This window comes from Pseudomonas sp. MAG002Y, from assembly GCF_019400845.1.
GTDB lineage: Bacteria > Pseudomonadota > Gammaproteobacteria > Pseudomonadales > Pseudomonadaceae > Chryseomonas > Chryseomonas luteola.
Genome location: NZ_WOEJ01000002.1, coordinates 146,043 through 167,543 on the forward strand (window position 1 = coordinate 146,043; position 21,501 = coordinate 167,543).

A 21,501-nucleotide genomic window follows, 5' to 3' on the forward strand; every position below is an offset into this window, starting at 1 on the left:
CATTACAGGGAAGGTAAATACATGACGACGATTCTGGTGGTCGATGACGAGTTTTTAATCGCTGAAATTCTCTCGTTCGCGCTTGAGGATGCGGGGTTCCAGGTCAAAACGGCCAGCAATGGCCAAAAGGCGTTGGATGCCTTGCTGCGCGAGCAGCCTGCGCTGGTCATTACGGATTTCATGATGCCCTTGATGAATGGCATGGAGTTGGCCCAGGCCATTCATGACCATCCCGATCTCAAGGCGATACCCATCATCCTGACCACCGGTGCGCAGGCGCATATCGCTCAGCAGAACCAGCATCTGTTCAATGCCATCTTCGAAAAGCCTTTCGACGTCTTCAAAGTCATCGACACGGTCAAAGCACTTACCGACACGGTATAAGCCCGCGCCAGCTCATGCCTGTTCTTTCGCATGTTTACGCTCATAGCGATCCAGCAAGGGCTGGGTAGTGACTCCGTGCAGCAGGATGCTGATAGTCACGACGGTCAAAGTGATGTCGATACTGTCCTTGAGTGAGCCTTCCGTAAGGCCGTGGTTCAGGGCATAACTCAGGTAGTACAGGCTGCCGATCCCTCGTATGCCGAACCAGCCGATCAGTGTGCGCTGGGCAGGGGTCGCCCAACGTCGACCCATCAGCAAGTACACGCTTAAAGGGCGGATCACGCAGAACAATATCAGCGCCAGCCCTGCCGCGCGCCAGTCCCAGTGGGGGTAGAGCAATACGCCCAGCAGCGTGACCAGCAACACTTCCAGGGAGCGTTCCAGCAGGTTGCCAAAGGCCAGCATGTCACCCATCAGCACACCGGCTGCCACGGTGGGGCTGCTCAATTTGTCCTGGTCGAGCCGGTCGGCCTGTACGACCGATCCGGTCATGTGACCCAGTACCGGCTGGGTCTGCTCCTCGGCTGGAATCTTGGCGTGGCCGGAGGATGAGACCTCCACTCGACGCAACCCCACGCCCGCTGCAAACACCGCAAGAAAGCCCCAGGCGCCGACCAGATCGGCCAGTACATAAGCCAGACCTATCAGGGCCAGTGCAAGAAAGTCATTGGGAGAGATGACGCTATCGCGGTGCTTGATCCGCAGGTAGATGGAAAATCGCCCCATCAACCGCCCCAGGGTGTAGCCGATCAGAAGACCTGCAGGCACGGCCCAGAGCAGGCGATGCAGAACCCATTCACCCAGCCAGTCGGCCTGTACGCTATCGTGGTGCATGACCAGCAAGGCCAGGGCAACAAACGGAAAGGCCGTGCCGTCGTTAAGGCCTGCCTCACCGGACAGCGAGTAGCGCACCCGGTCGAAGTCCCGGGCATGGACGACCTGGACGAGTCCGGCCAGGACCGGATCGGTAGGGGCCAGGGCCGCGCCGATGAGAAGGGAGGTGCCCCAGTTGAGACCAAACAGGTAGTGACAGACCAGGGTACTGCCGGTAATACAGCACAGCATGATCGGTCCGGCCAGCATATAGGCACCGCGCCAGGCCGGGTCTGTCAGGGGTAATCGCAGTTTGAGTCCGGTCACGAACAGGGAGATCAGAACGGCAACTTCCGTCAGATGCTCCATCCAGGGGGCCACGTCCTGAAAGCTTTCCTGCCAGAGGCCCAGCCCCAGCGGGCCAATAGCAATGCCAAATGCCAGGCAAACGACGGATGTAGTGACAGGAAGCCAGCGAAGGTAGGCCGATGCCAGGGCCAGAACCAGCAGTAACGTACTGAGTACGCCTGCCCATTGAATGAAAGTCATGCGCTCATGGATACCTGATACTGAAACGTTATGGTTCGAGACATGACAGGGCGTACTGGTTCAGGTTATCGGATCAAAACGCTATCAATGACATACTGTGGCCTGACGAAACCATGAGCAGAAACGGCTGCTTATCTGTCAGACTGTGAAATAGTCCCGCTTTAGCCTGACCATTGCCATGTTGCCAGCAGCCGATCCTTCCTACGAAACCGAACGCTTGCGCGTCCTGAATGCGCTTGAGCTGATGGATTCGCCTGCCGAGCCTTTTTTCGACCGGATTACCCGGCTGGCGGTACGTACACTGGGTATGCCCATCGCCTATATCTCGCTGGTGGATGACAAGCGGCAATGGTTCAAGTCCCAGATTGGCCTGGATATCGTGGAAACCAGTCGGGAGTCCTCGTTCTGCGCTCATACGGTATTGGCGCAGCAGGCTATCTTTATCGAAGACACAACGCTGGATGAGCGGTTTAAAAACCATCATCTCGTCAAGGGTGGCAAGCATATTCGCTTTTATGCCGGGATCCCCATCACGAGTATCGAAGGTCTGGCGCTCGGTGCATTGTGTGTCATGGACACAACGCCGCGCAGGCTGGAGGCAGAAGAGCTTGAGGCGCTCAACGACCTGGCCGCCCTGGTCTGTCATGAGGTTCAGCTGCGCGAAACAACCCTGCTGGCCCGCCGTCACGTCAAACGGTCGAAAGCGGTGTTCGAGACACGTGAGGCGCGGTTTCGAGCCATTTTCGAACGGGCTGCGGTAGGCATCTCTCTGGTAGGCAGGAATGATCGGTGGATCGATATCAACGATGCGCTCTGCCGCATCCTTGGTTACAGCCGCGAGGAGCTGCAAACGCTGACGTTCTGGGAGCTTATTCATCCGGACGACCTGGAGGAGTTCAGGCAGTTGGCCGAGTGGCTCAGTACCGGCAGGATCGATGCCATCGACCTTGAGCGGCGGGCGCTCAATAAGCAGGGCGAGCCGGTATGGGTCCGGCTGAGTGTAAGCCGTCTGGAGGATCACGACGGCAATGCCAGCAGCATCGTCGCGATCATTATCGATGTTCATGCGCGCAAGGAAGCCGAAGAGGCCCTGGCGGCTCTGAAGGAGGATCTGGAGCAGCGTGTAGTGCTTCGAACCCATGAGCTTCAACGTGCCAATGAGCAGCTATCTCAGGCAATGGCGCACCAGCTACAGTCTGAGCAGGCGCTTCGTCGGCGTGAGGCAGAACTCAGCAGCGTGATCGAGCATGCCAATGATGCCTATGTCCGTATTGACGAGGCGGGGATTGTCACAGCCTGGAATCGTCAGGCAGTCGAAACCTTTGGCTGGACGGTGGAAGAAGCCCTGGGCCAGCCGTTGAGTGACATGATTATTCCGCCTGCCCTGCGCGAAGCGCATCGGGTGGGAATGGCCCGTTATTTGTCGACCGGTGAGGCTAAGGTGCTCAACCAGCGCCTGGAACTGCCTGCCATACGGCGTGATGGGTCTGATATTCCGGTCGAGGTGCGTATCCGGGCTCTGAATGTAGAGGGGCAGTCCTTTTTCAGCGCTTTCCTGCACGATATTTCCGAGCGCAAGGCGGCTGAAGCAAGACGTGAATACGAAGCGCGCCATGATGCACTGACGGGACTGTTGAATCGTCGTGCCCTGATGGACGTCTTGCCCAAGGCCATTACGCGAGCTGAGCGGAACAAGGTGGATCTGGCGCTACTCTTTCTCGATCTGGATGGTTTCAAGGCCGTCAACGATGCCCGGGGACATGATGCCGGCGATGCGCTGCTGCGTGAAATCGCAAAGCGCTTGCAGGAGGGCGTCCGCAAGTCCGATGAGGTTATCCGCTTGGGCGGCGATGAGTTCACGGTCATGCTGGAAGGGCTTGTGGATGGCGCAAGTGATGCGTGTCGTCTGGCCAGCCTTCTGCTTGAAAAGATTCAGGCGCCGATCTGGCTGGGTGACTACGAGGCCAGAGTAAGTGCCAGTATTGGCATCACGCTCTACACGCCGGGCTCCGCCCTCTCGGCGGACGACCTTATCAAGACTGCCGACACGGCCATGTACGAGGCGAAACGGGCCGGCAAGGCCCGGTTTCACTTGATGTAGGCCTAGTGAGCGACTGTTCTGCGCTCGGTTTCTTCATCCAGTTGTTCACGGATGGCAGCCAGCAGCGGGTGTGCGGAGGTGTATTGGCGGCCGTAGTTCAGGTTGAAGCCATAATCGAAGTCTGGCGGATTCAAGCCCTGGTTGTGCTGGAGAATGGTCTCGAGCTTATCCAGGCCCTTGGCAAGCTTGGCCTCTGGAGAGGAGCCGTTCTCGTACTCGTCCCACAACGCCAGAAAACGTTCCTGACGCTCCGCGGGGAGCGAGGCCAGCAAGGTTTGCAGGTCCTGGCGCTCCTGCCCGGACTTGCTCAGGCCCGGCCGTTGCAACACGGCCGGGATATCGCCACTGATGGCTTCGCCCAGGTCATGGATGAGGCAGATTTTCAGCAGCTTGGCAAAGTCGATGCCCTGGAGTTCGTCTTCGTACACCATGGCCATGAGGCATAGCCGCCAGGTGTGTTCCGCGGTGCTCTCCTGCTTTCCCGAGCGGGTATAGGCGGTGCGAAGGGTATCCTTCAGCATCTCGGCATCCTTGAGAAAGCGGAGTGTTCCCATTAATTCGCTTAGTGTCATGCAGGCCACTCCTGTCAGGGTGAATCAATACAACGAATCGAGTGCGCAGGGCCTGAATGTGCAGGCGCGGCGCGGGACGCTCGATAGATGATGGCTTGGACAGCACAAAGGTGAAAAGGTGAGAGAAGATTGGGTCTTCCCGCATTAACGCCTGACGCAAGAGACAGCAGGGCATTGCCACCGGGGCGATACCCTGCAAAACCCGCCTTATAAATACAGCTTCAGGTGCGCCAGGACCTGACTTTTCGATATATAGCCCAAAAGCCTGGGGCAGGACTGGCTTTCTACCACCGGCAGGCGTTCGCCGGGATGGTTCAGGAAGGCTTCCAGGGCAACCGTGAGGTTATCGTAAGGGTGCAGCAGGGGAAGCGTATGACCCGGCAGGTCCCTGGCGAGCAGGTTGGCATCAAGTGTTCCAGCCGCCTGGGCTCTGTTGAGGTCTCGCAGCGCGACGATCTTGACCAGCAGGCCATTTTCGTCGATTACGTACACAAACTTGACGATCTGCTCGCGGAACGTTTGCAGCACTTCTTCCAGCGTGGCTGATGCTGGTACGGTTTGAGCGCCCTCGTTAAGAATGGCTTTAACCTTGAGGTTGCGCGTCTGGTTACGGGCTTTCCAGAGTTCGTTGTTTTTGGCGGTCACGGCGTACATGGAGCGGGGCGAGAATGCGCCACTGATGTAATAGCCAGCCACCACGCACAGCAGCAACGGCAGCACGATGTCATAGCTCAACGTCATCTCGAACACCATGAGGATTGCCATGAGCGGCGCCCGGCTGGTGGCAGCGAGAAACGCGCCCATGCCGACCACGACATAGGTAAAGGTTGGCGCATGCAGGGTAGGGGCGAGATGCTCGACCAGGCTGGCAAACAGCACACCGATGGCGGCGCCGACAAACAGGGTCGGCGTGAAAATGCCGCCTACCGTTCCCGTACCGGCTGAGGCGGTTGTCGCCAGGACCTTGAAGACCAGCAGGGCCGCCACGGCTGTCCAGGGCCAGGGGTGGTTGATGAAGTCATTGATGACGCTATAGCCGTTACCCCAGGTCTGTGGATAGAAGATCGAAATCAGGCCGACCACGAGGCCACCGCACCCCAGCTTGATGGGCAGCGGCAGGGGAATCTGGTCGATTCGCTTGCGCGAGCGTTCTAGCAGCCAGAGAAAGAGCGGGGCCAGCGCGCCGAGCAGGATGCCCAAAAGAATAAACATCAGGTCTTGCGACAGGCTCAGGGGCTCGAACAGCGGTACGCTGTAGATTGAGTGATACCCCGGCAGTGAGCGCATGGTGAGGTTGGCTATTACGGACGCCATGATCAGCGGAGGCATGCGCTCCGCCACGATGGAGCCCAATACGATCTCCGCCACAAAGAAGGCACCGGCAATCGGGGCGTTGTATACAGAAGTGATCCCGGCTGCGGCCCCGCAGGCCACCAGGGTCCGCATCTGCTCCGGTGAGATCGTGCGAAAGCGACCCACCAAAGAGGCGCAGAGGGCGGCCAGCTGCACCATGGGGCCTTCCTGTCCGATAGAGGAGCCGGTGGCAATCGAGCACAGTGAAGATGAACTGCGTGCCAGCGTCTGCCGAACCGGGATACGGCCATCGCCCAAGGTGATGGCTTCCATGTAGTCCGAATGCGCCGTGGCCTTGGTATAGCGTCGACTGAGCAGGAGCAGGAAGCCCGCCACGATCCCACCCAGCGTAGGCACGATCAGGCGCATGTACCATTCGCTGGACTGGGCCAGCTCGACCACGTCGGCCGTTTTGCCGAAGGCCGCGAGATGGATGAGGTCAATCGCATGGCGAAAGCCCAGCGTGACCAGCGCCCCGACGATCCCGATCGGGATGGCCCAGAGCAGGGTACTCAGGTTTTCAGCATCGCCGAGTCGTTCGCTCAGGTGCTGCCAGGTTTGACGAAAGGACGATACCAGCCGGGTGATGACCCTCATAAACAATCCGAAGCCACAAGAAATGCTGTTCGGATCATGGACCATGCCTCGCTCAAGGGCTATCCCCCTGTGATGGCAAAAGCGTCCTGATTGATGCTGGCTGCGACAGGAAAGGCCCCTTGCGGGGCCTTTGGAGGAAGGATTATTCGTGGGTAATGCGGGAGTGGTCTCGTGTGTCTTTCATGAACAGGTAGACCAGAAGTGAGCAGGCGATACAGCCGGTAACGTACCAGTAATAGCCGGTCTCCATGCCGATGCTCTTGAACCACAGAGCTACGTATTCCGCGGTACCGCCAAAGATCGAAACGGTCAGTGCATAGGGCAGACCCACACCCAGGGCACGGATTTCAGTGGGGAACAGCTCGGCTTTCACCACCGCATTAATCGAGGTGTAGCCGCTGACGATGACCAGTGCCGCCATGATCAGGAAGAACGCGCCCCACATGGACTGAATAGTGTGCAGCGCAGACAGGATCGGAACGGTGAATATCGTGCCCAGTACCCCGAAGGCAATCAGGATGGGGCGACGGCCGATCTTATCGGACAACGCGCCTACTACGGGTTGCAGCAGCATGAAGAGAAACAGCGTGGCCGCCGAAATCATGGTCGAGTCGGACTTGCTCATGCCTACGGTGTTTACCAGATACTTCTGCATGTAGGTGGTGTAGGTGTAGAACGCCAGGGTGCCGCCCATAGTCAGGCCTACCACGGTCAGCAGCTCCTTGGGGTGGCGCATCAGCGTACGCATCAGGCTTTCCTGGACGACGCTTTCATCCTTTTTCTTGAAGGAGGCGGTTTCTTCCATTCCACGGCGCAGGTATAGCGCGGTGACAGCGCAGGCCGCACCGATCAGGAACGGAATGCGCCAGCCCCAGCTTTCCAGCTGCTCGTTGGTCAACGTCAGCTGCAGGATGATCAATACTGCCAGGGCGATGAGCTGGCCGGAGATCAGTGTGACGTACTGGAAGCTGGAAAAAAAGCCACGGCGTTCCTTGGTCGCCATCTCACTGAGGTACGTGGCAGAGGTGCCGTATTCGCCCCCCACGGAAAGCCCCTGTAAGAGGCGGGCCAGCACCAGCAGGACGGGAGCGGCTACCCCGATGGTGGCATAGCTGGGCGTTAGTGCGATGATCAACGAGCCGCCGCACATCATGACGACCGACAGCATCAACGCAGCCTTACGCCCTTTTTTATCGGCATAAACGCCCATCAGCCAGCCGCCGATGGGACGCATCAGAAAACCTACGGCAAAGATGGCGGCCGTGTTCAGCAGCTGAGCGGTGAGGTCGCCTTGCGGAAAGAAGGCCTTGGCGAAATAAAGCGAGAAGGCGGCATAGACGTACCAGTCGTACCATTCGACCAGGTTGCCAACGGAGCCACTAAAGATGGATTTGATGCGCTGTGACGTGGTCTTGGGCGTTACGCCCGCGGCCAGGGTGGCGGTGCTTTCCATTCGGAATCCTCTCTTATCATTGTTGTATGCCGCTGCGTGAACGCACGGCTTGTCATCCTGACTGCACGAGGCGTGCCATCAGGGTGCTGGCCGTATCCAGCGGGTTGTAGAGGAGGGCGTAAGCGAAATATTGCCGAAGGCCTTTAAACCATAAGCGGATTTCCGCCTATAGTCACTGCAGATTAAGCCTGGGGTCAGCCGTCTGTCTCTAGAAAGACTTCACGCATCAGCCCATGGCGCTGCATTTTTTCATTGAGGGTACGCCGTGGAAGCTTGAGCTCTTCCAGTACGGCTTTTATGTCGCCCTTATGCCGGGCCAGCGCATTACGCAGGCATTGTGCCTCGAAGGCTTCCATTTGCTCATAGAGGGAAAGGTCCGCAGTTGATTGCGGAGCGCCGCTATCCAGGCCCAGCACATGCCGCTCGGCCGCATTGGCCAGCTCCCGGACATTGCCCGGCCAGTCATGGGCCAGAAGGCGCGCCAACTGGTTACCGCTGGGCGTGCCGGGTTCGCGGCCCAGGCGTTTGGCAGCCTGCTGGAGAAAATGCTCGAACAGAAGGGGGATGTCCTCACGGCGCTCGCGCAGCGGTGGCAGGTAAAGCTCCGCTACGTTGAGACGGTAGGCAAGGTCCTCTCTGAACCGGCCGGCACGGGCTTCTTCCAGCAGGTCAGGCTTGGTGGCGGCAATGATGCGCAGGTCCACAGGAATGCTCTGATTGGAGCCGAGCCGCTCCAGCTGCTGCTCCTGCAGGACTCGCAGCAGCTTGGCCTGCTGGGCGAGAGGCATGCTTTCGATCTCATCGAGAAACAGGCTGCCGCCGTTAGCATGTTCCAGTTTGCCGATCCGCTTGCCGGTTGCCCCGGTAAAGGCGCCACTCTCATGCCCGAACAGCTCAGCCTCGAACAGCGTATCGGGGATGGCGGCACAGTTGAGCGCGACAAAGGGCTTGGCGCTACGGGTGCTGAAATCATGCAGGCAACGGGCGACCAGCTCCTTGCCGCTACCCGTTTCACCCCGCAGAAGGATATTGACGGGCGTATTGGCGAGTTCAAGCACCTGTCTGCGCAGCGTTTCCATGGGGCGTGAATAGCCGATCAGCCGTGCAGCCAGCTGGGCTTTCTGATCCGAGTGATCGTGCAGGCGCCGGTTCTCCAGCACTAGACGGCGTTTTTCCTGGGCGCGCTTGAGGCTGCCGAGCAGGGCCTCGGGGCTGAAAGGCTTTTCCAGGAAATCATAGGCACCCTGGCGCATCGCTTCGACGGCCATGGTCACATCGCCGTGGCCGGTCAGCAGGATGACCGGCAGGTCCTTGTCCAAGGTCTGAAGCTGCTCGAGCAGGGAGAGCCCGTCCAGGCCGGGCATGCGGACATCGCTGATGATCACACCGGCGAAGTCAGGCGTCAGCTGCGCCAGGCAGGCCTCGGCGCTGGCATACAACGCGACCTCGAACCCCGAGAGTTGCAGCCATTGCTGGATGGCTTCCCGGATAGTGGATTCATCATCGATGACGATTACGCGGTCCGTCATGTTGGGTCCTCTTCGATCACCATGGGCAGGGTCAACATAAAACGCGCGCCCTGGGCCGTATTGTCAACCGTCAGCTCGCCGCCCAGTTCGTGGACGATAGCGTACGATACGGCTAAGCCAAGGCCCAATCCTTCACCGACCGGCTTGGTGGTGAAGAACGGGTCGAAAACCTGGCTCAGATGTTCTTCTGCAATCCCGCCGCCGGAATCCGTGACGGACAGTAGCCAACGGCCTCGCTCGGGTGTCAGAGCAATATCCAGCTGGCGAATCGATTTATCCGCCATGGCATCCAGTGCATTGCGCAGAAGGTTGACGAGCACCTGCTCAAGACGGATGGCATCACCACGCACCTTGGCGGGTCGGCTCATGCGCAGGCTGACGTCGACCCGCTCGTTCTGGACCCGTGGCGCCAACAGCTCGAAGGACTTGTCTACTACGCAGGCCAGATCCAGCGGTTCGCGAAGACCGGCAGGCGTCTTGCGGGCATAGGTTTTCAGATGACCGGTCAACGCAGCCATGCGGCCCAGGAGTTCATCGATACGGACAAGGCTCTGGCGAGCCTCATCGTGACGCTGCTGGTCGAGCAGGAGGCGAACGCTGGCCAGCTGCATGCGCTGGGCTGTGAGCGGCTGGTTCAGCTCATGGGCGAGGGCGGCGGACATCTGCCCGAGCGCGGCCAGTTTGGCGGCCTGGATCAAACCGTCCTGGGCGGTTCGCAGGTCGGCGGTACGGGCTTCGACCAGACGCTCCAGCTCATTACGGCTGCGCTGGCGCTCACGGGCCAGACGCCGTCGCTGCTGAAGAAAGAGCAGGGCGAAGACCAGGGCAAACCAGGCACCGGCGGCCGCAAGGCCCGTGGTTTGGGCCGTGGCAGGAAGACGAGAGCGATCACGCAGCAGGTGCAGCGTCCAGCCTTCTTCGGTGAGGGGCAGTGAAGTCCAGAGAAAATCCTGCACGCCCAGGGGGCCGTGGACCCGGGTGAGGCGCTGATTCTGCGCCAGGGTGTTCATGGGCTGATAAGTGAGCGGCAACAAGGGCTGACGGTTGTACTGCCGGGTCTCCTCAAGTTCGGCATGGTCATCGGGCCTTAGCGACTCGAGGATGCGGTAGCGCCACCCCGGCTGGTTGGCGATAAACACGATTCCACGCGCATCGCTTACCAGGATGATATCCGGCTGCTGGCTCCAGGAGTGTTCAAGCTCTGGAAATTCCAGCTTGACCACAATAGCCCCAAGAAAGGTGCCGTCGTCGGCCGTCACCGCCTGGGAGAGAAAGTAGCCGGGTATGCCTGTGGTGACGCCTACTGCATAGAAACGACCTGCCCCCCGGGTGCGCGTCTGTAGAAAATAGGGACGAAACCCGTAGTTATGCCCTACATAACTGGTGGGCAAGCGCCAGTTGCTGGCAGCCACGGCAAGGCCCGTGCGGTCGAGCAGTTCCAACGTGGATGAGCCAGCGGCCCGGTTGAGCTGTTCGAGCTTAAGGTTGAGCCGATGCTGGGCTTCGGTACTCAGGGGCCCGGCCAGACTCTGGCTCATCTCGGGATCAAGTGCCAGAACGGCGGGTAAGGAGCGGTAGCGGTCGATCAGGGTTTGCAGGTTGCGGGCATAAAGGTGCAGCTGCTCTTCGCTCAGGGCACCGGCTTCGCGCAGGGCATAGCGCTCAGCCTGACGTGTGGCGGCATAGGCCACCAGCACGGCACCAGCCACGATGACGAGCGAGGCAACGAACAGACGCGAGGAACGGGACAGGCGCATGGCAGACTTCGCGATCAGCGGAGCACGGATCATACTGCGTTCGGCCGGTACTGACAGCCCAGTCACCGAAATGCACGTGAACGGCTTTCCGGTGACAGGGCTGTTTCAGAGGTCTACGCCGGCATCAATGGTGGTGGTCGCTCGGGCTGACAAAGACCAGGGTGGAAAACATCCCGCGCACGCGGCCGTTGGGGTCGTCCTGCTTGACCTCCGTGTTGGCGCCGATCACGTTACGACCATGATGGCGCACCGTAATCTGTGCCCGGCCCTGGGCATCGGTCGTGACGCTGATGTGATCAGGGTCGTTGATCACATCGTCGTACAGCTTGATACCGGAGGCGGGCTTGCCGTCGAGCAGGACTTGCACCTCCAGCGTCTCACCCGGCTCTACGGCCAATGGATCGCGCTGAGGAATAATGGCGAATTTAAGTGCGTCCAGAGAGGGCAGCTTGGCGTCTTTTTCCATAACCGCGAGGCTGTACTTGTAATAGCGTCCTGAGGCGAGGGCGCCCGATACCTCAGTTGCCCCTTTGTTCACCCACTTCTTGTCCTGGCCTTGTGCCCAATAGCCATTGTCCAGTGCAACCGCCAGCACCGCTGGTGTAGCGGCCGGTTTCAGACGCGCATGGTCGCTCTGCTTTTCAACCGTGATCGGTACGGGCTTGCCGGAGGTGTCGTATGCCCAGGCACCGGAAATCCGTGCAGGGTCATAGGCGTCCTCTTCGGCGCCTTCGCCAAAGACTACTTCGATCTGGCCGCGGCGCTCCTCCGGCCAGAGCGCATGGGCAAACAGCGAGCCGCTGAAAACGGACAACGCAAGGGTGGCGGCCACCAGGGTGTGCTTGGTATTCATGTCGAGGTTCCTGTAGCGAGCGTGACGGGATACAGCGTTTCGATAAAAGCGAAGCGTGTGCAGGCGATGAATCCGACACACGCCGCGTTCGGCTTACAAGGTGATGGAAACTCCGGCCTGCAGGGTGCGTGGCGCACCGGGGTAGGCCCAGATCGAACCCCAGGCACGCTCGTCGTATTCCTCGTTGAAGACGTTGTCGAGGTTGAGGTTCAGGCGAATACGGTCGGTCAGCGAGTAATAGGCAAGCAGGTCGACCACGGTATAGGACGACATGTCGAACGCCGTGGACGAGGTGCTGCCCTTGCGGTCGCCTACGTATTTGAGGCCAACGCCCACGCCCAGCCCGCTCAACAGACCCGAATCGAATTCATAGGTATTGAGCAGATTCACGCTGTGCTTGGGAACGTTTGCCAGACGGCTGCCGGTGGGCATGGTAGACGTCGTGCTCTTGGTCACTTCGGCATCGACATAGGCATAACCGCCAATAACGCGCCATTGCGGCGTGATATTGCCAGCCAGGCTGAGGTCGAAGCCACGGCTGCGCACTTCGCCTGCCGCAATCTGGTAATTGCTGTCGAGCGGGTCCGATGTGAGGACGTTTTCCTTGGTGATATGGAACAGGGCTGCCGTAATACTCAGGTCATGCTCCGGCACGTCGTACTTGATGCCAGTCTCGTAGGCGATGCCTTTTTCCGGGTCGAAGGCCTGGCTGCTGCGATCGGCGCCCCGGTTGGGCTTGAACGAGCGAGCCGTGTTGGCATACACGGCCAGCGAGTCGGTCAGGTCATACACCAGGCCGAAGCGAGGCGAGACGGCGTTATGTGCTTGCTCCCAGCTGCCTGATGCGGACAGGTAGTTCGTGTACTGCTGCTCGAAGCGCTCCAGCCGCGCACCAACCTGGGCCTTGAGCCGGTCGGTAAGTTCGACCTGATCCTGCAGGTACAGCGCGTAAGACTTCAGGTTCTCGTCATCATGGGTGGTCGTACGGGTCAGGGCAGGCAGCGGCTGGCCATACACCGGCGCATAGAGGTCGAGCGGGAAGGCACTGACGCTGCCGCTGGAGCGGCGGATAAAGGATGTGTAATTGAAATCGTCATACTCGACACCAGCCAGCAGGGTGTGAGCAAAACCCGCCGTCTTGAAGTGGCCTTCAACGTTGGTCTGGAAGGCTATATCGTCCCATTCCAGGGTGCGCTCGCTATAGTTCCGGCCAATGGTGCGGCCATCGGCTGCCAGTCCATTGTTCTCTACGGCGCCGCCGTCCAGGCTACCGTCGAGATACTGCACTCCGCCACGAATGGCCCAGTCGTCATTGAGCTGGTGTTCCAGACGCAGCTGGGTGGTGGCGTTTTCATTACGAAGTTTGCCGGCGTCTTCCTCGCCCAGGAAACGATCGCGTGGAAGCTGACCGGCCTGGGTGGCATAACGGGTAACGCCCCGATCCATAGGATGGCGGTTGTGCAGGTAGTCGCCCTCTAGGATCACGGCGGTACGGTCGCTCAGCTGCCAGCGCAGCACGGGCGCTACGTTGTACCGTTCGCTTTCCACATGGTCACGAAAGCTGTCGCTGCCTTCAGCCACCAGATTCAGGCGATAGGTAAATTCGGCGTTTTCATCCAGTGCGCCGGTGGTGTCCAGCGTGCCGCGGCGCAGCCCCTGGGTGTTGAACTGGCTGCCCAGAACGGTTTTCCGATCGGCCTGGGGCTGCTTGCTGACAATATTAAACGTGCCGCCCGGGTCGCCTCGGCCATACAGCATGGATGCAGGGCCACGAAGTACCTCTAGGCGCTCGATCGTGCTGGCATCCGGCATGTTGGGATAGCCACGGTTGACGGCAAAGCCGTTGCGGTAGAACTCCTGGGTACTAAAGCCCCGCACCAGGAACTCAGTCAGACCCTGTCCGCCAAAGTTGTTGCCTCGTTCTACGCCCCCCGCGTAGTCCAGGGCATCTTCAAGGCGGGTGGCACCAATGTCTTCTACGACCTGACGCGGCACTACGCTAATGGACTGCGGCGTCTCGTGGATGGCCGTATCGGTACGGGTGGCACTGGCCGAACGGGTTGCCCGATAACCTTCAACGGGGCCTTGAGCGCTTTCGGTCACGTTGGCTGTGATTTCCATCTGCGATAACGAGGCTGGCTCGGAGTCGGATGAGGTTTCCTGGGCATAGCAGGTGAAGGCGTGCAGAGAGAGCACGGGGACGATAAGACGCCGCATTTCTTCTTCTTTTCCTTGGTAAGAACCGCCAGACGCGGAGATAGGATGCGGATGCTATATATTATGATAATCGTTATCAATAACGAGTTGGTAGCAACTTGATTGCGTCGTCTGGAATGCGATGAGCACGGAATGCGTTGTCCTAACGCCTCAGGTGTTTAGGCGGAAGAAAGACGTCTAGTCGAAGGAGAACCGCTTGGGCCTTACAGGTTTGTCTGGAAAGCGGGTTCCAGACTTGGGCGGGTGCGCTTTGCGCAGCGGTTCGAGCAGCGGTGACAGACCGTTGTGGTCGATCTCCTGCATCAGCTGGATCAGGCGGCCGATTTCGCCCTTGGGAAATCCTTCGCGGGCGAACCAGTTGAGGTAATGGCCGGGTAGATCGGCAATGACGCGACCCTTGTATTTGCCATAGGGCATTTCACGGGTCACCAGCAGTTGCAGATCCTTCGGGTCCATAAAGCCTCACAGGGTAACGGTTGGAATGCCCGGATCTTCACCGGACCCGGACATTCTACCGTATCGAGGCTGACAGGCGAGGTCAGCGCCCCTGAACGGCATGGGCCGCTCGAATCACGCAGCGGGTCAGCTCCGGTGGAGAGAACTTGGTGAGTACGTCGTTGGCACCTGCCTTCTTGGCCCTGTCGCTGTTCATGGAGCTGTCCAGTGACGTATGCAGCAGCACATAGAGGCTGCTGAAGTCTGGACTCTCGCGCAGGCTCTGGGTAAAGGCGTAGCCGTCCATTTCCGGCATTTCAATGTCGGAGACAACCACGTTGATCTCATCATCTGTGCCTTGTAGCTCTAGAAGCTTTTCAATGGCTTCTTTGCCGCTGCGGGCAACATGGCAGCGGATATTCAATGTCTGCAAGGCATGAAGCGACAGGTTGCGCGCGACTTGGCTGTCATCCACGATCAAGATACGCGTTGCCTCTAGGGCTTCAATGTCTTCTTCGTTCAGGGCCGAAGGCGTCTGCGGTATGGCAGGCGGTGCAATACCATGGATAACCTTTTCGATATCCAGCACCTGAACCAGCGTGCCTTCCACTTGGGTCACGCCGGTGACAAACGCGCGACTACCCGAGCCGAAGGGGGGCGGGATGATGTCGCTCGACCGGCAGTGAATGATCTTGGCAACGTTCTGGACGTGTAGCGCCTGCTTGGTACGGCTGATCTCGGTCACGATCAGGCAGCCGCCAGAAGGGTCGACCAGGGGCTGTTCGCCAATGGCACGGCTCAGGTCAATCACCGATAGCGAGGCGCCTCGCAGGGTCGTGACGCCTTTGACATGTGGATGCGACTCAGGCATGCGCGTCAGGGGCGGGCACGGAATGATTTCGCTGACCTTGAGCAGGTTGATGGCCATGAGCTTTCCGCTGCGCAATGAGAACAGCAGCAGCGAGAGGGAGTCATCGGACGGATTGTGCTTGGGCATGTGCGACCTGTTCAGGAGTTCAACTTGGCTGCCAGGACTATCGGCCAATAGACGCGAAGGTTTAGGCGAAAGCTTGCTTCATTCTGTCGCATCCGCCCAAAGAGCCACTGGCCGGGCGAGCGTAGCCAGTCATCGGGTCGGGCTTCAGATCCCCGAAAGGGAGTCGATGAATCCAAAGACAGCCCGAAAAAGAGTCCGGGCACCGTCATGTCATGTGAGCTTCAACAATAATAAACAGGAGCCTGTTGCATGGATGTCTTACGCAAATACCCCGTTCGTGCGCGTCTGTGGTTGATCCTGACCGTCGCGGCCCTGATGCTGCTGGCCTTCGGCGCGCTGACGCTCAGGGCCTCCTATGAGCACCTCTATCAGGGCAAGGCCGAAAAGACGCAGCATGTGGTCGAAACCGCCCTGGGTGTGTTCACACATTTTCAGGCGTTGGAAGCGGGCGGCACGCTCAGCCGTGAGGCGGCGCAGCAAGGCGCCTTGGCCGTGCTCAAAGCGCTTCGCTACGGTCGCAACGACTACTTGTGGGTCAACGACCTGCAACCGCGCATGGTCATGCATCCGATGAACCCCAAGCTCGACGGGCAGGACCTTTCTACCTATAAAGATCCTGACGGCAAAGCGCTGTTCAATGAGATGGTAGTCGTGGCGAAAAACGGCGGTGGGGTTGTGGCCTACCGTTGGCCCAAGCCCGGCGCCAGTGAGCCAGTGCCCAAGGTTTCCTACGTCAAGCAGTTCGAGCCCTGGGGCTGGGTACTGGGAACAGGCGTCTACCTGGATGATCTGCAGGCCGAGTTTCGCGCACAGGTCTGGCAGACGGCAGGCGTCGGGGCCGTCATCGTATTGCTCATGGGCGTCTTGATCTTTCTCATTCAGCGCAGCATTACCCGACCGCTGACGTCGACCGTCAGGGCGATGGCCAGTATCGCCAGTGGCGAGGCCGATCTGACCCACAGGCTCGACACGTCGGGTCGTGACGAGTTGTCTGAGCTGGGCCGCCATTTCAACCGGTTTTCGGAGCATTTGGGTGAACTCATTCGTCAGCTACTGACGGCTGCTCATTCGCTGGATCGTCATTCGGGTGAGCTGGGTGCCATTGCGGCCCAAAGCCAGCGGCACAGCGATACCCAGACCCAGCAGATGGATATGCTCGCCACGGCTATTAATGAAGTGACGCATGCCATCCAGGACGTGGCCCGCCACGCCGAGCAGGCCTCAGGCGAGGTGCAGTGTGCTGAGCGTCGGGCCGATCAGGGGCAGGTCAGTATCCAGACCAGCCTCCACCAGACCGAAGGGTTGTCAGATACCATTCTTCAGGCCGCCCAGGTCATCGAATCACTGGCGCAGGAGAGTACCCAGATCGGCACCGTACTGGACGTGATCCGCTCCATTGCCGACCAGACCAACCTCCTGGCCCTTAACGCTGCTATCGAGGCAGCACGTGCCGGTGAGCAGGGGCGCGGGTTTGCGGTAGTGGCCGATGAGGTCAGGCTTCTGGCACAGCGCACGCAGAAGTCCACCCAGGAAATTCATGCCATGATCGAGCGGCTGCAGGCCAATTCAGGCGCGGCGGTTCGGGTCATTCAGGAGAGCCGGCAGGCTTCGCAGCACACCATCGAGCAGGCCGGTCAGGCCAGCGACAGCCTTGAGCAGATCAACCAGACCCTGCGTAACCTTGCAGCGGTAAACGCCTCGATTGCGAGCGCTACCCTGCAGCAGTCCCATGTGGTGGAGGAGATTAATCAGAGCGTCGTGCAGGTGGCCGGCCTTGCTCAAACCAACGCCACGGCGAGCGTGCAGACGAGTCAGGCCAGCCAGCAGCTGCGTGGCATTGCCGATCAGTTGGGTCATCTGCTCGGCCAGTTCAAGGTGTAATACCTTCCCTTGCAGGGCCGGTCCTGACGGGTCGCCCTGCATTTCTTAACGCTTTCTTTACGCCTCCCTGGGGGCTTACGTCTCGATCCTTTACAGGACTCCTCCCGACAATGCTCTCCATCAGCGGTCGTGCCGCGTAAAGGAGAGAGTCATGAGCGTTCTGGATAGCCTGTGCCTGCTATTGGCCGTGGGCCTGTTCGTGTACCTGCTGGTGGCGCTGATGCGCGCCGACCGTTCGTGAGGCCACGACCATGAGCACTGCCGATGGCTTGTTGATTTTCCTGTTTTTGGCGTTGTTCCTAGCGCCAGCGCCTCTTCTGGGGCGTTTTTTCTACCGTGCCCTCGAAGGCGAGCGCACCTGGCTTACCCCGGTCCTGGCGCCGCTGGAGCGGGTGGGCTATCGCCTTGGCGGAGTCGATTCCCATCATGAGCAGAGCTGGCAGCAATACGCCCTGGCACTGCTCATGTTCAATCTGGTCGGCTTGCTGGCCTTGTTTCTGATGCTTCTGCAGCAAGCGTATCTGCCGCTCAATCCGCAGCATCTGCCGGGTCTTGAATGGACCCTGGCACTGAACACGGCGATCAGCTTTGTCACCAACACTAACTGGCAGGCCTACAGCGGTGAGGCGTCGCTGTCGTATTTCAGTCAGATGGTAGGGTTGGGCGTACAAAACTTCGTAAGTGCTGCGACCGGGATTGCCGTGCTGGTAGCCTTGAGCCGCGGCATTACCCGCCGCAGCGCGCTGGCACTGGGTAATTTCTGGGTCGACCTGACCCGCGCGACGCTCTATATCCTGCTACCGCTCAGCCTGGTGCTGGCCGTGTTGCTGATCTGGCAGGGCGTTCCGCAAACTTTTTCGGCCTATATCGACGCCCAGACGGCCCAGGGCGGTACGCAGGCCTTACCGCTGGGGCCAGCCGCCAGTCAGATCGCCATCAAGCAGTTGGGCACTAATGGCGGTGGCTTTTTTGGCGTGAACTCCGCGCACCCCTTCGAAAACCCGACGGCGCTGAGCAATCTCCTGGAAATGGTCTCGCTGCTGCTGATCCCGGCCGCACTGGTGTTTACCTTTGGCCATTATGTGAAGGATCTGCGGCAGAGCCGGGCGATTCTGGCCTGCATGCTGGGCCTTTTGCTGATCGGCATAGGCGTATCGCTGTGGTCCGAATGGCAGAGCAATCCGGCCCTGGCCTCGCTGGCGGTTGAGCAGGGCGCCTCGCTGGAGGGCAAGGAAAGCCGCTTTGGCATCACAGCCTCGGTGCTCTGGTCGGTTGCCACCACGGCGGCCTCCAACGGGTCAGTCAATGCAATGCATGACAGCCTTTCGCCGCTGTCTGGGCTGGTGGCGTTGTTCAACATGATGCTGGGGGAGGTCATCTTTGGCGGGGTAGGCGCCGGGCTCTACGGCATGTTGCTCAACGTGCTGATTGCGGTGTTCCTGGCCGGGCTGATGGTGGGGCGCACCCCGGAATACCTGGGCAAGAAGCTTGAAGCGCGGGAAGTTCGCCTGCTAGTGGCAACACTTCTGGTCATGCCGCTGGGCGTGCTGGTGCTGGGGGCTCTGGCCATCAGCTTGCCGGGACCGGTATCGGCCATCAGCAACCCCGGCCCCCACGGCTTCAGCCAATTGCTTTATGCCTATACCTCCGCCACCGCCAATAACGGCTCGGCCTTTGGCGGGTTCGGTGCCAACACGCCCTTTCACAATCTGATGCAGGGGCTGGCCATGCTGCTTGGCCGTTATGGCTACATCCTGCCGGTACTGGCCATTGCCGGGAGCCTCGCCGCCAAGCGTACCGTACCGCAGGGGCCAAACAGCTTTCCTACTCACGGCCCACTGTTCGTCACGCTGCTAACCCTGACCATCCTTCTGGTAGGTGGCCTGACCTTCCTGCCGACCCTGGCCCTTGGGCCGATTGCCGATCAACTGATGCTTTTCGGTGGACATTGATATGAACATGCATACCCAACCGACCACTGCTGCCGCTGCGCCTGCGCCCGGCAAACCGCTCTGGCAGGCAGCGCTGGTCCAGGCGTTCGTGAAGCTGGACCCACGGCAGCTGGTGCGCTCGCCGATCATGTTCGTTGTGGAGCTGACTGCCGTTTTCACCACCGTGCTGTGCTTTTTGCCGCAAGCCGGAGTGAGTACCGCCGTGGCCGTACAAATCACTTTGTGGCTGTGGTTCACGGTGCTCTTTGCCAACTTTGCCGAAGCCCTGGCCGAGGGACGCGGCAAGGCGCGTGCCGATAGCCTGAAAGGCGTAGGGCAGGACCTTATGGCCCGTCGCCAGACCTCGGACGGTCTGTTCGAAATGGTGCCGGCCGTGGGGTTGCGCAAAGGAGATGTGGTCCGCGTCGAGGCAGGTGAGCTGATTCCGGGAGATGGTGAGGTCGTCCAGGGGATCGCTGCTGTCAACGAGGCGGCCATTACAGGCGAATCCGCCCCGGTCATCCGTGAGTCCGGCGGGGATCGCTCGGCCGTAACCGGCAATACCCAGATCGTCTCGGATTGGCTGCTGGTGCGCATCACGACCAATCCGGGCGAATCTACGCTGGATCGCATGATCGCCCTGGTGGAAGGGGCCAAGCGGCAGAAGACGCCTAACGAGGTCGCGCTGGATATCCTGCTGATCGGCCTGACGCTCATCTTTCTCCTGGTGGTCGCTACGCTTCAGCCCTTTGCTCGCTATGCCGGTGGCGACCTGCCCATGCTGTACCTGGCGGCGCTGCTGGTGACGTTGATTCCGACCACCATTGGCGGCCTGCTTTCGGCCATTGGCATTGCCGGGATGGATCGTCTGGTGCGACTGAACGTGATTGCCAAATCCGGCCGTGCTGTGGAGGCTGCCGGGGACGTGCATACGCTGCTGCTGGACAAGACCGGCACCATCACCTTTGGCAACCGCCGGTGCAGCGCCATGTATGCGGCAAGCGGCATTACGGCCAAACAGCTGGCTGAAGGCGCCCTGCTGGCGTCACTGGTGGACGATACCCCTGAGGGCAAATCCATCGTCGAATACCTGCGGGCTCTACATCCCATGAACGAGCCTGCCCGTGATGCGGTCACGCCGATCACTTTTAGCGCCGAGACACGCCTGTCCGGTATTGATTGGGACGGCCACGTCTACCGAAAGGGGGCAGTGGACGCCGTGCTGCGTTTTCTGGGCATGACACGCAGCCACCTGCCGGATGTGCTGGCCCGCGAGATCGACCGCATTGCCAAGGATGGCGGAACACCGCTACTGGTCTGTGCCGATGGGCAGCTGCTCGGAGCCATTCACCTGAAGGATGTGGTCAAGCCCGGTATCCGAGAGCGTTTCGCCGAGCTGCGCAAGCTGGGTATCCGCACCGTGATGGTAACCGGTGACAACCCGCTGACCGCCGCGGCGATTGCGGCCGAGGCGGGTGTTGATGATGTGATCGCCGAAGCCACGCCTGAGAAAAAGCTGGCCCGCATCCGTGAGGAACAGGCGGACGGCAAGCTGGTCGCCATGTGCGGTGATGGAGCCAACGATGCTCCGGCGCTGGCCCAGGCTGATGTAGGCATGGCCATGAACGACGGCACCCAGGCGGCTCGCGAAGCGGCCAACCTGGTGGATCTGGACTCCGACCCTACCAAGCTTCTGGACGTCGTGCAGGTGGGCAAGGAGCTATTGGTTACACGTGGTGCGCTAACCACCTTTTCCATCGCCAATGACGTGGCCAAATACTTCGCCATCTTGCCAGCATTGTTCGCCAGTATTTATCCGCAGTTGGGTGCACTTAACGTGATGGGCCTGCACAGTCCGCAAAGCGCGATCCTGTCCGCCATTGTGTTCAATGCCCTGATCATCGTGGTGCTGATACCCCTGGCGCTACGCGGTGTGCGTATCCAGGCCGCCAATGCTAGCCAATTACTGCGCCGTAACCTGCTGATTTATGGCCTCGGCGGCCTGCTGGTGCCGTTCGTGGGAATCAAGCTGATCGATATGGTGTTGACTGCCGTAGGGCTGGCCTGAGCGGCCGGTCT

The 21,501-nt window shown here is 60.0% G+C and carries 16 protein-coding genes and 1 pseudogene; 7 read left to right on the forward strand and 10 right to left on the reverse strand.

Annotated elements, in window-relative coordinates; all coding sequences use genetic code 11:
• Window positions 1-21: 21 nt before the first annotated feature.
• Entirely contained in the window at window positions 22-384 is a 363-nt protein-coding gene (locus GM154_RS03665; RefSeq protein ID WP_074822007.1) for a response regulator, read from the forward strand.
• Between the two features lie 12 nt (window positions 385-396).
• Here the strand turns inward: GM154_RS03665 and GM154_RS03670 are convergent, their stop codons facing one another.
• Window positions 397-1,746 carry a sodium:proton antiporter gene (locus GM154_RS03670; protein WP_219651032.1) on the reverse strand — a complete coding sequence of 450 codons (1,350 nt, stop codon included), beginning with the start codon at window positions 1,744-1,746 and terminating at the stop codon, window positions 397-399.
• Between the two features lie 178 nt (window positions 1,747-1,924).
• Between GM154_RS03670 and GM154_RS03675 the strand changes: the two genes are divergently transcribed.
• Window positions 1,925-3,847, forward strand: coding sequence for a PAS domain S-box protein (locus tag GM154_RS03675; RefSeq protein WP_219651033.1), 1,923 nt, complete (start codon window positions 1,925-1,927; stop codon window positions 3,845-3,847).
• 2 nt (window positions 3,848-3,849) lie between these two features.
• Here the strand turns inward: GM154_RS03675 and GM154_RS03680 are convergent, their stop codons facing one another.
• The 9 genes from GM154_RS03680 to GM154_RS03720 form a co-directional block, all read right to left on the reverse strand.
• Window positions 3,850-4,419, reverse strand: a complete 570-nt coding sequence (locus GM154_RS03680) for an HD domain-containing protein (RefSeq protein WP_010795822.1) — start codon at window positions 4,417-4,419, stop codon at window positions 3,850-3,852.
• A gap of 207 nt (window positions 4,420-4,626) precedes the next feature.
• Entirely contained in the window at window positions 4,627-6,369 is a 1,743-nt protein-coding gene (locus GM154_RS03685; protein ID WP_219651034.1) for a ClcB-like voltage-gated chloride channel protein, read from the reverse strand.
• Window positions 6,370-6,511: 142 nt separating this feature from the next.
• A complete protein-coding gene (locus GM154_RS03690; protein ID WP_010795820.1) occupies window positions 6,512-7,822 on the reverse strand; it encodes an MFS transporter in 1,311 nt (436 codons plus the stop codon).
• Window positions 7,823-8,016: 194 nt separating this feature from the next.
• Window positions 8,017-9,351: a sigma-54 dependent transcriptional regulator gene (locus tag GM154_RS03695; RefSeq protein ID WP_010795819.1), complete on the reverse strand. Its 1,335-nt coding sequence runs from the start codon at window positions 9,349-9,351 to the stop codon at window positions 8,017-8,019.
• A complete protein-coding gene (locus tag GM154_RS03700; RefSeq protein WP_258019721.1) occupies window positions 9,348-11,108 on the reverse strand; it encodes an ATP-binding protein in 1,761 nt (586 codons plus the stop codon). Before GM154_RS03700 ends, GM154_RS03695 begins: the two co-directional genes overlap by 4 nt.
• 124 nt (window positions 11,109-11,232) lie before the next feature.
• Window positions 11,233-11,961: a DUF4198 domain-containing protein gene (locus GM154_RS03705; protein ID WP_219651035.1), complete on the reverse strand. Its 729-nt coding sequence runs from the start codon at window positions 11,959-11,961 to the stop codon at window positions 11,233-11,235.
• A gap of 93 nt (window positions 11,962-12,054) precedes the next feature.
• Window positions 12,055-14,178 (reverse strand): TonB-dependent siderophore receptor, encoded by a 2,124-nt coding sequence (locus GM154_RS03710; RefSeq protein ID WP_219651036.1) that lies wholly within the window; start codon window positions 14,176-14,178, stop codon window positions 12,055-12,057.
• Window positions 14,179-14,355: 177 nt separating this feature from the next.
• Complete coding sequence (locus GM154_RS03715) at window positions 14,356-14,634, reverse strand: DUF3820 family protein (protein WP_010795815.1); 279 nt, start codon at window positions 14,632-14,634, stop codon at window positions 14,356-14,358.
• 82 nt (window positions 14,635-14,716) lie between these two features.
• The gene (locus GM154_RS03720; RefSeq protein WP_074822021.1) at window positions 14,717-15,610 is read right to left on the reverse strand and encodes a chemotaxis protein; all 894 of its coding nucleotides are present in this window, start codon (window positions 15,608-15,610) and stop codon (window positions 14,717-14,719) included.
• Between the two features lie 315 nt (window positions 15,611-15,925).
• Here GM154_RS03720 and GM154_RS25885 point away from each other — a divergent pair.
• The 5 genes and pseudogenes from GM154_RS25885 to kdpB all read left to right on the forward strand — a co-directional run.
• Window positions 15,926-16,630, forward strand: a pseudogene (locus GM154_RS25885) (cache domain-containing protein); the annotation flags it as partial.
• Window positions 16,631-16,762: 132 nt separating this feature from the next.
• Window positions 16,763-17,491 (forward strand): methyl-accepting chemotaxis protein, encoded by a 729-nt coding sequence (locus GM154_RS25890; RefSeq protein ID WP_374940298.1) that lies wholly within the window; start codon window positions 16,763-16,765, stop codon window positions 17,489-17,491.
• 151 nt (window positions 17,492-17,642) lie between these two features.
• Complete coding sequence (kdpF, locus tag GM154_RS03730; protein ID WP_010795812.1) at window positions 17,643-17,732, forward strand: K(+)-transporting ATPase subunit F; 90 nt, start codon at window positions 17,643-17,645, stop codon at window positions 17,730-17,732.
• Window positions 17,733-17,742: 10 nt separating this feature from the next.
• The gene (gene kdpA / locus GM154_RS03735) at window positions 17,743-19,443 is read left to right on the forward strand and encodes a potassium-transporting ATPase subunit KdpA (RefSeq protein WP_219651038.1); all 1,701 of its coding nucleotides are present in this window, start codon (window positions 17,743-17,745) and stop codon (window positions 19,441-19,443) included.
• Window position 19,444: 1 nt separating this feature from the next.
• Window positions 19,445-21,490 carry a potassium-transporting ATPase subunit KdpB gene (gene kdpB / locus GM154_RS03740; protein ID WP_219651039.1) on the forward strand — a complete coding sequence of 682 codons (2,046 nt, stop codon included), beginning with the start codon at window positions 19,445-19,447 and terminating at the stop codon, window positions 21,488-21,490.
• Window positions 21,491-21,501: the final 11 nt, after the last annotated feature.

Excerpts from the sequence above, each read along its gene's own strand:
- GM154_RS03665 (WP_074822007.1), top strand. The coding sequence starts at position 22 with ATGACGACGATTCTGGTGGTCGATGACGAGTTTTTAATCGCTGAAATT.
- kdpB (WP_219651039.1), top strand. The coding sequence starts at position 19,445 with ATGAACATGCATACCCAACCGACCACTGCTGCCGCTGCGCCTGCGCCC.
- GM154_RS03705 (WP_219651035.1), bottom strand. The coding sequence starts at position 11,961 with ATGAATACCAAGCACACCCTGGTGGCCGCCACCCTTGCGTTGTCCGTT.
- GM154_RS03715 (WP_010795815.1), bottom strand. The coding sequence starts at position 14,634 with ATGGACCCGAAGGATCTGCAACTGCTGGTGACCCGTGAAATGCCCTAT.
- GM154_RS03680 (WP_010795822.1), bottom strand. The coding sequence starts at position 4,419 with ATGACACTAAGCGAATTAATGGGAACACTCCGCTTTCTCAAGGATGCC.
- GM154_RS03695 (WP_010795819.1), bottom strand. The coding sequence starts at position 9,351 with ATGACGGACCGCGTAATCGTCATCGATGATGAATCCACTATCCGGGAA.
- kdpA (WP_219651038.1), top strand. The coding sequence starts at position 17,743 with ATGAGCACTGCCGATGGCTTGTTGATTTTCCTGTTTTTGGCGTTGTTC.
- GM154_RS03710 (WP_219651036.1), bottom strand. The coding sequence starts at position 14,178 with ATGCGGCGTCTTATCGTCCCCGTGCTCTCTCTGCACGCCTTCACCTGC.
- GM154_RS03690 (WP_010795820.1), bottom strand. The coding sequence starts at position 7,822 with ATGGAAAGCACCGCCACCCTGGCCGCGGGCGTAACGCCCAAGACCACG.
- GM154_RS25890 (WP_374940298.1), top strand. The coding sequence starts at position 16,763 with ATGCTCGCCACGGCTATTAATGAAGTGACGCATGCCATCCAGGACGTG.
- GM154_RS03670 (WP_219651032.1), bottom strand. The coding sequence starts at position 1,746 with ATGACTTTCATTCAATGGGCAGGCGTACTCAGTACGTTACTGCTGGTT.
- GM154_RS03700 (WP_258019721.1), bottom strand. The coding sequence starts at position 11,108 with ATGCGCCTGTCCCGTTCCTCGCGTCTGTTCGTTGCCTCGCTCGTCATC.
- GM154_RS03720 (WP_074822021.1), bottom strand. The coding sequence starts at position 15,610 with ATGCCCAAGCACAATCCGTCCGATGACTCCCTCTCGCTGCTGCTGTTC.
- GM154_RS03675 (WP_219651033.1), top strand. The coding sequence starts at position 1,925 with ATGTTGCCAGCAGCCGATCCTTCCTACGAAACCGAACGCTTGCGCGTC.
- kdpF (WP_010795812.1), top strand. The coding sequence starts at position 17,643 with ATGAGCGTTCTGGATAGCCTGTGCCTGCTATTGGCCGTGGGCCTGTTC.
- GM154_RS03685 (WP_219651034.1), bottom strand. The coding sequence starts at position 6,369 with ATGAGGGTCATCACCCGGCTGGTATCGTCCTTTCGTCAAACCTGGCAG.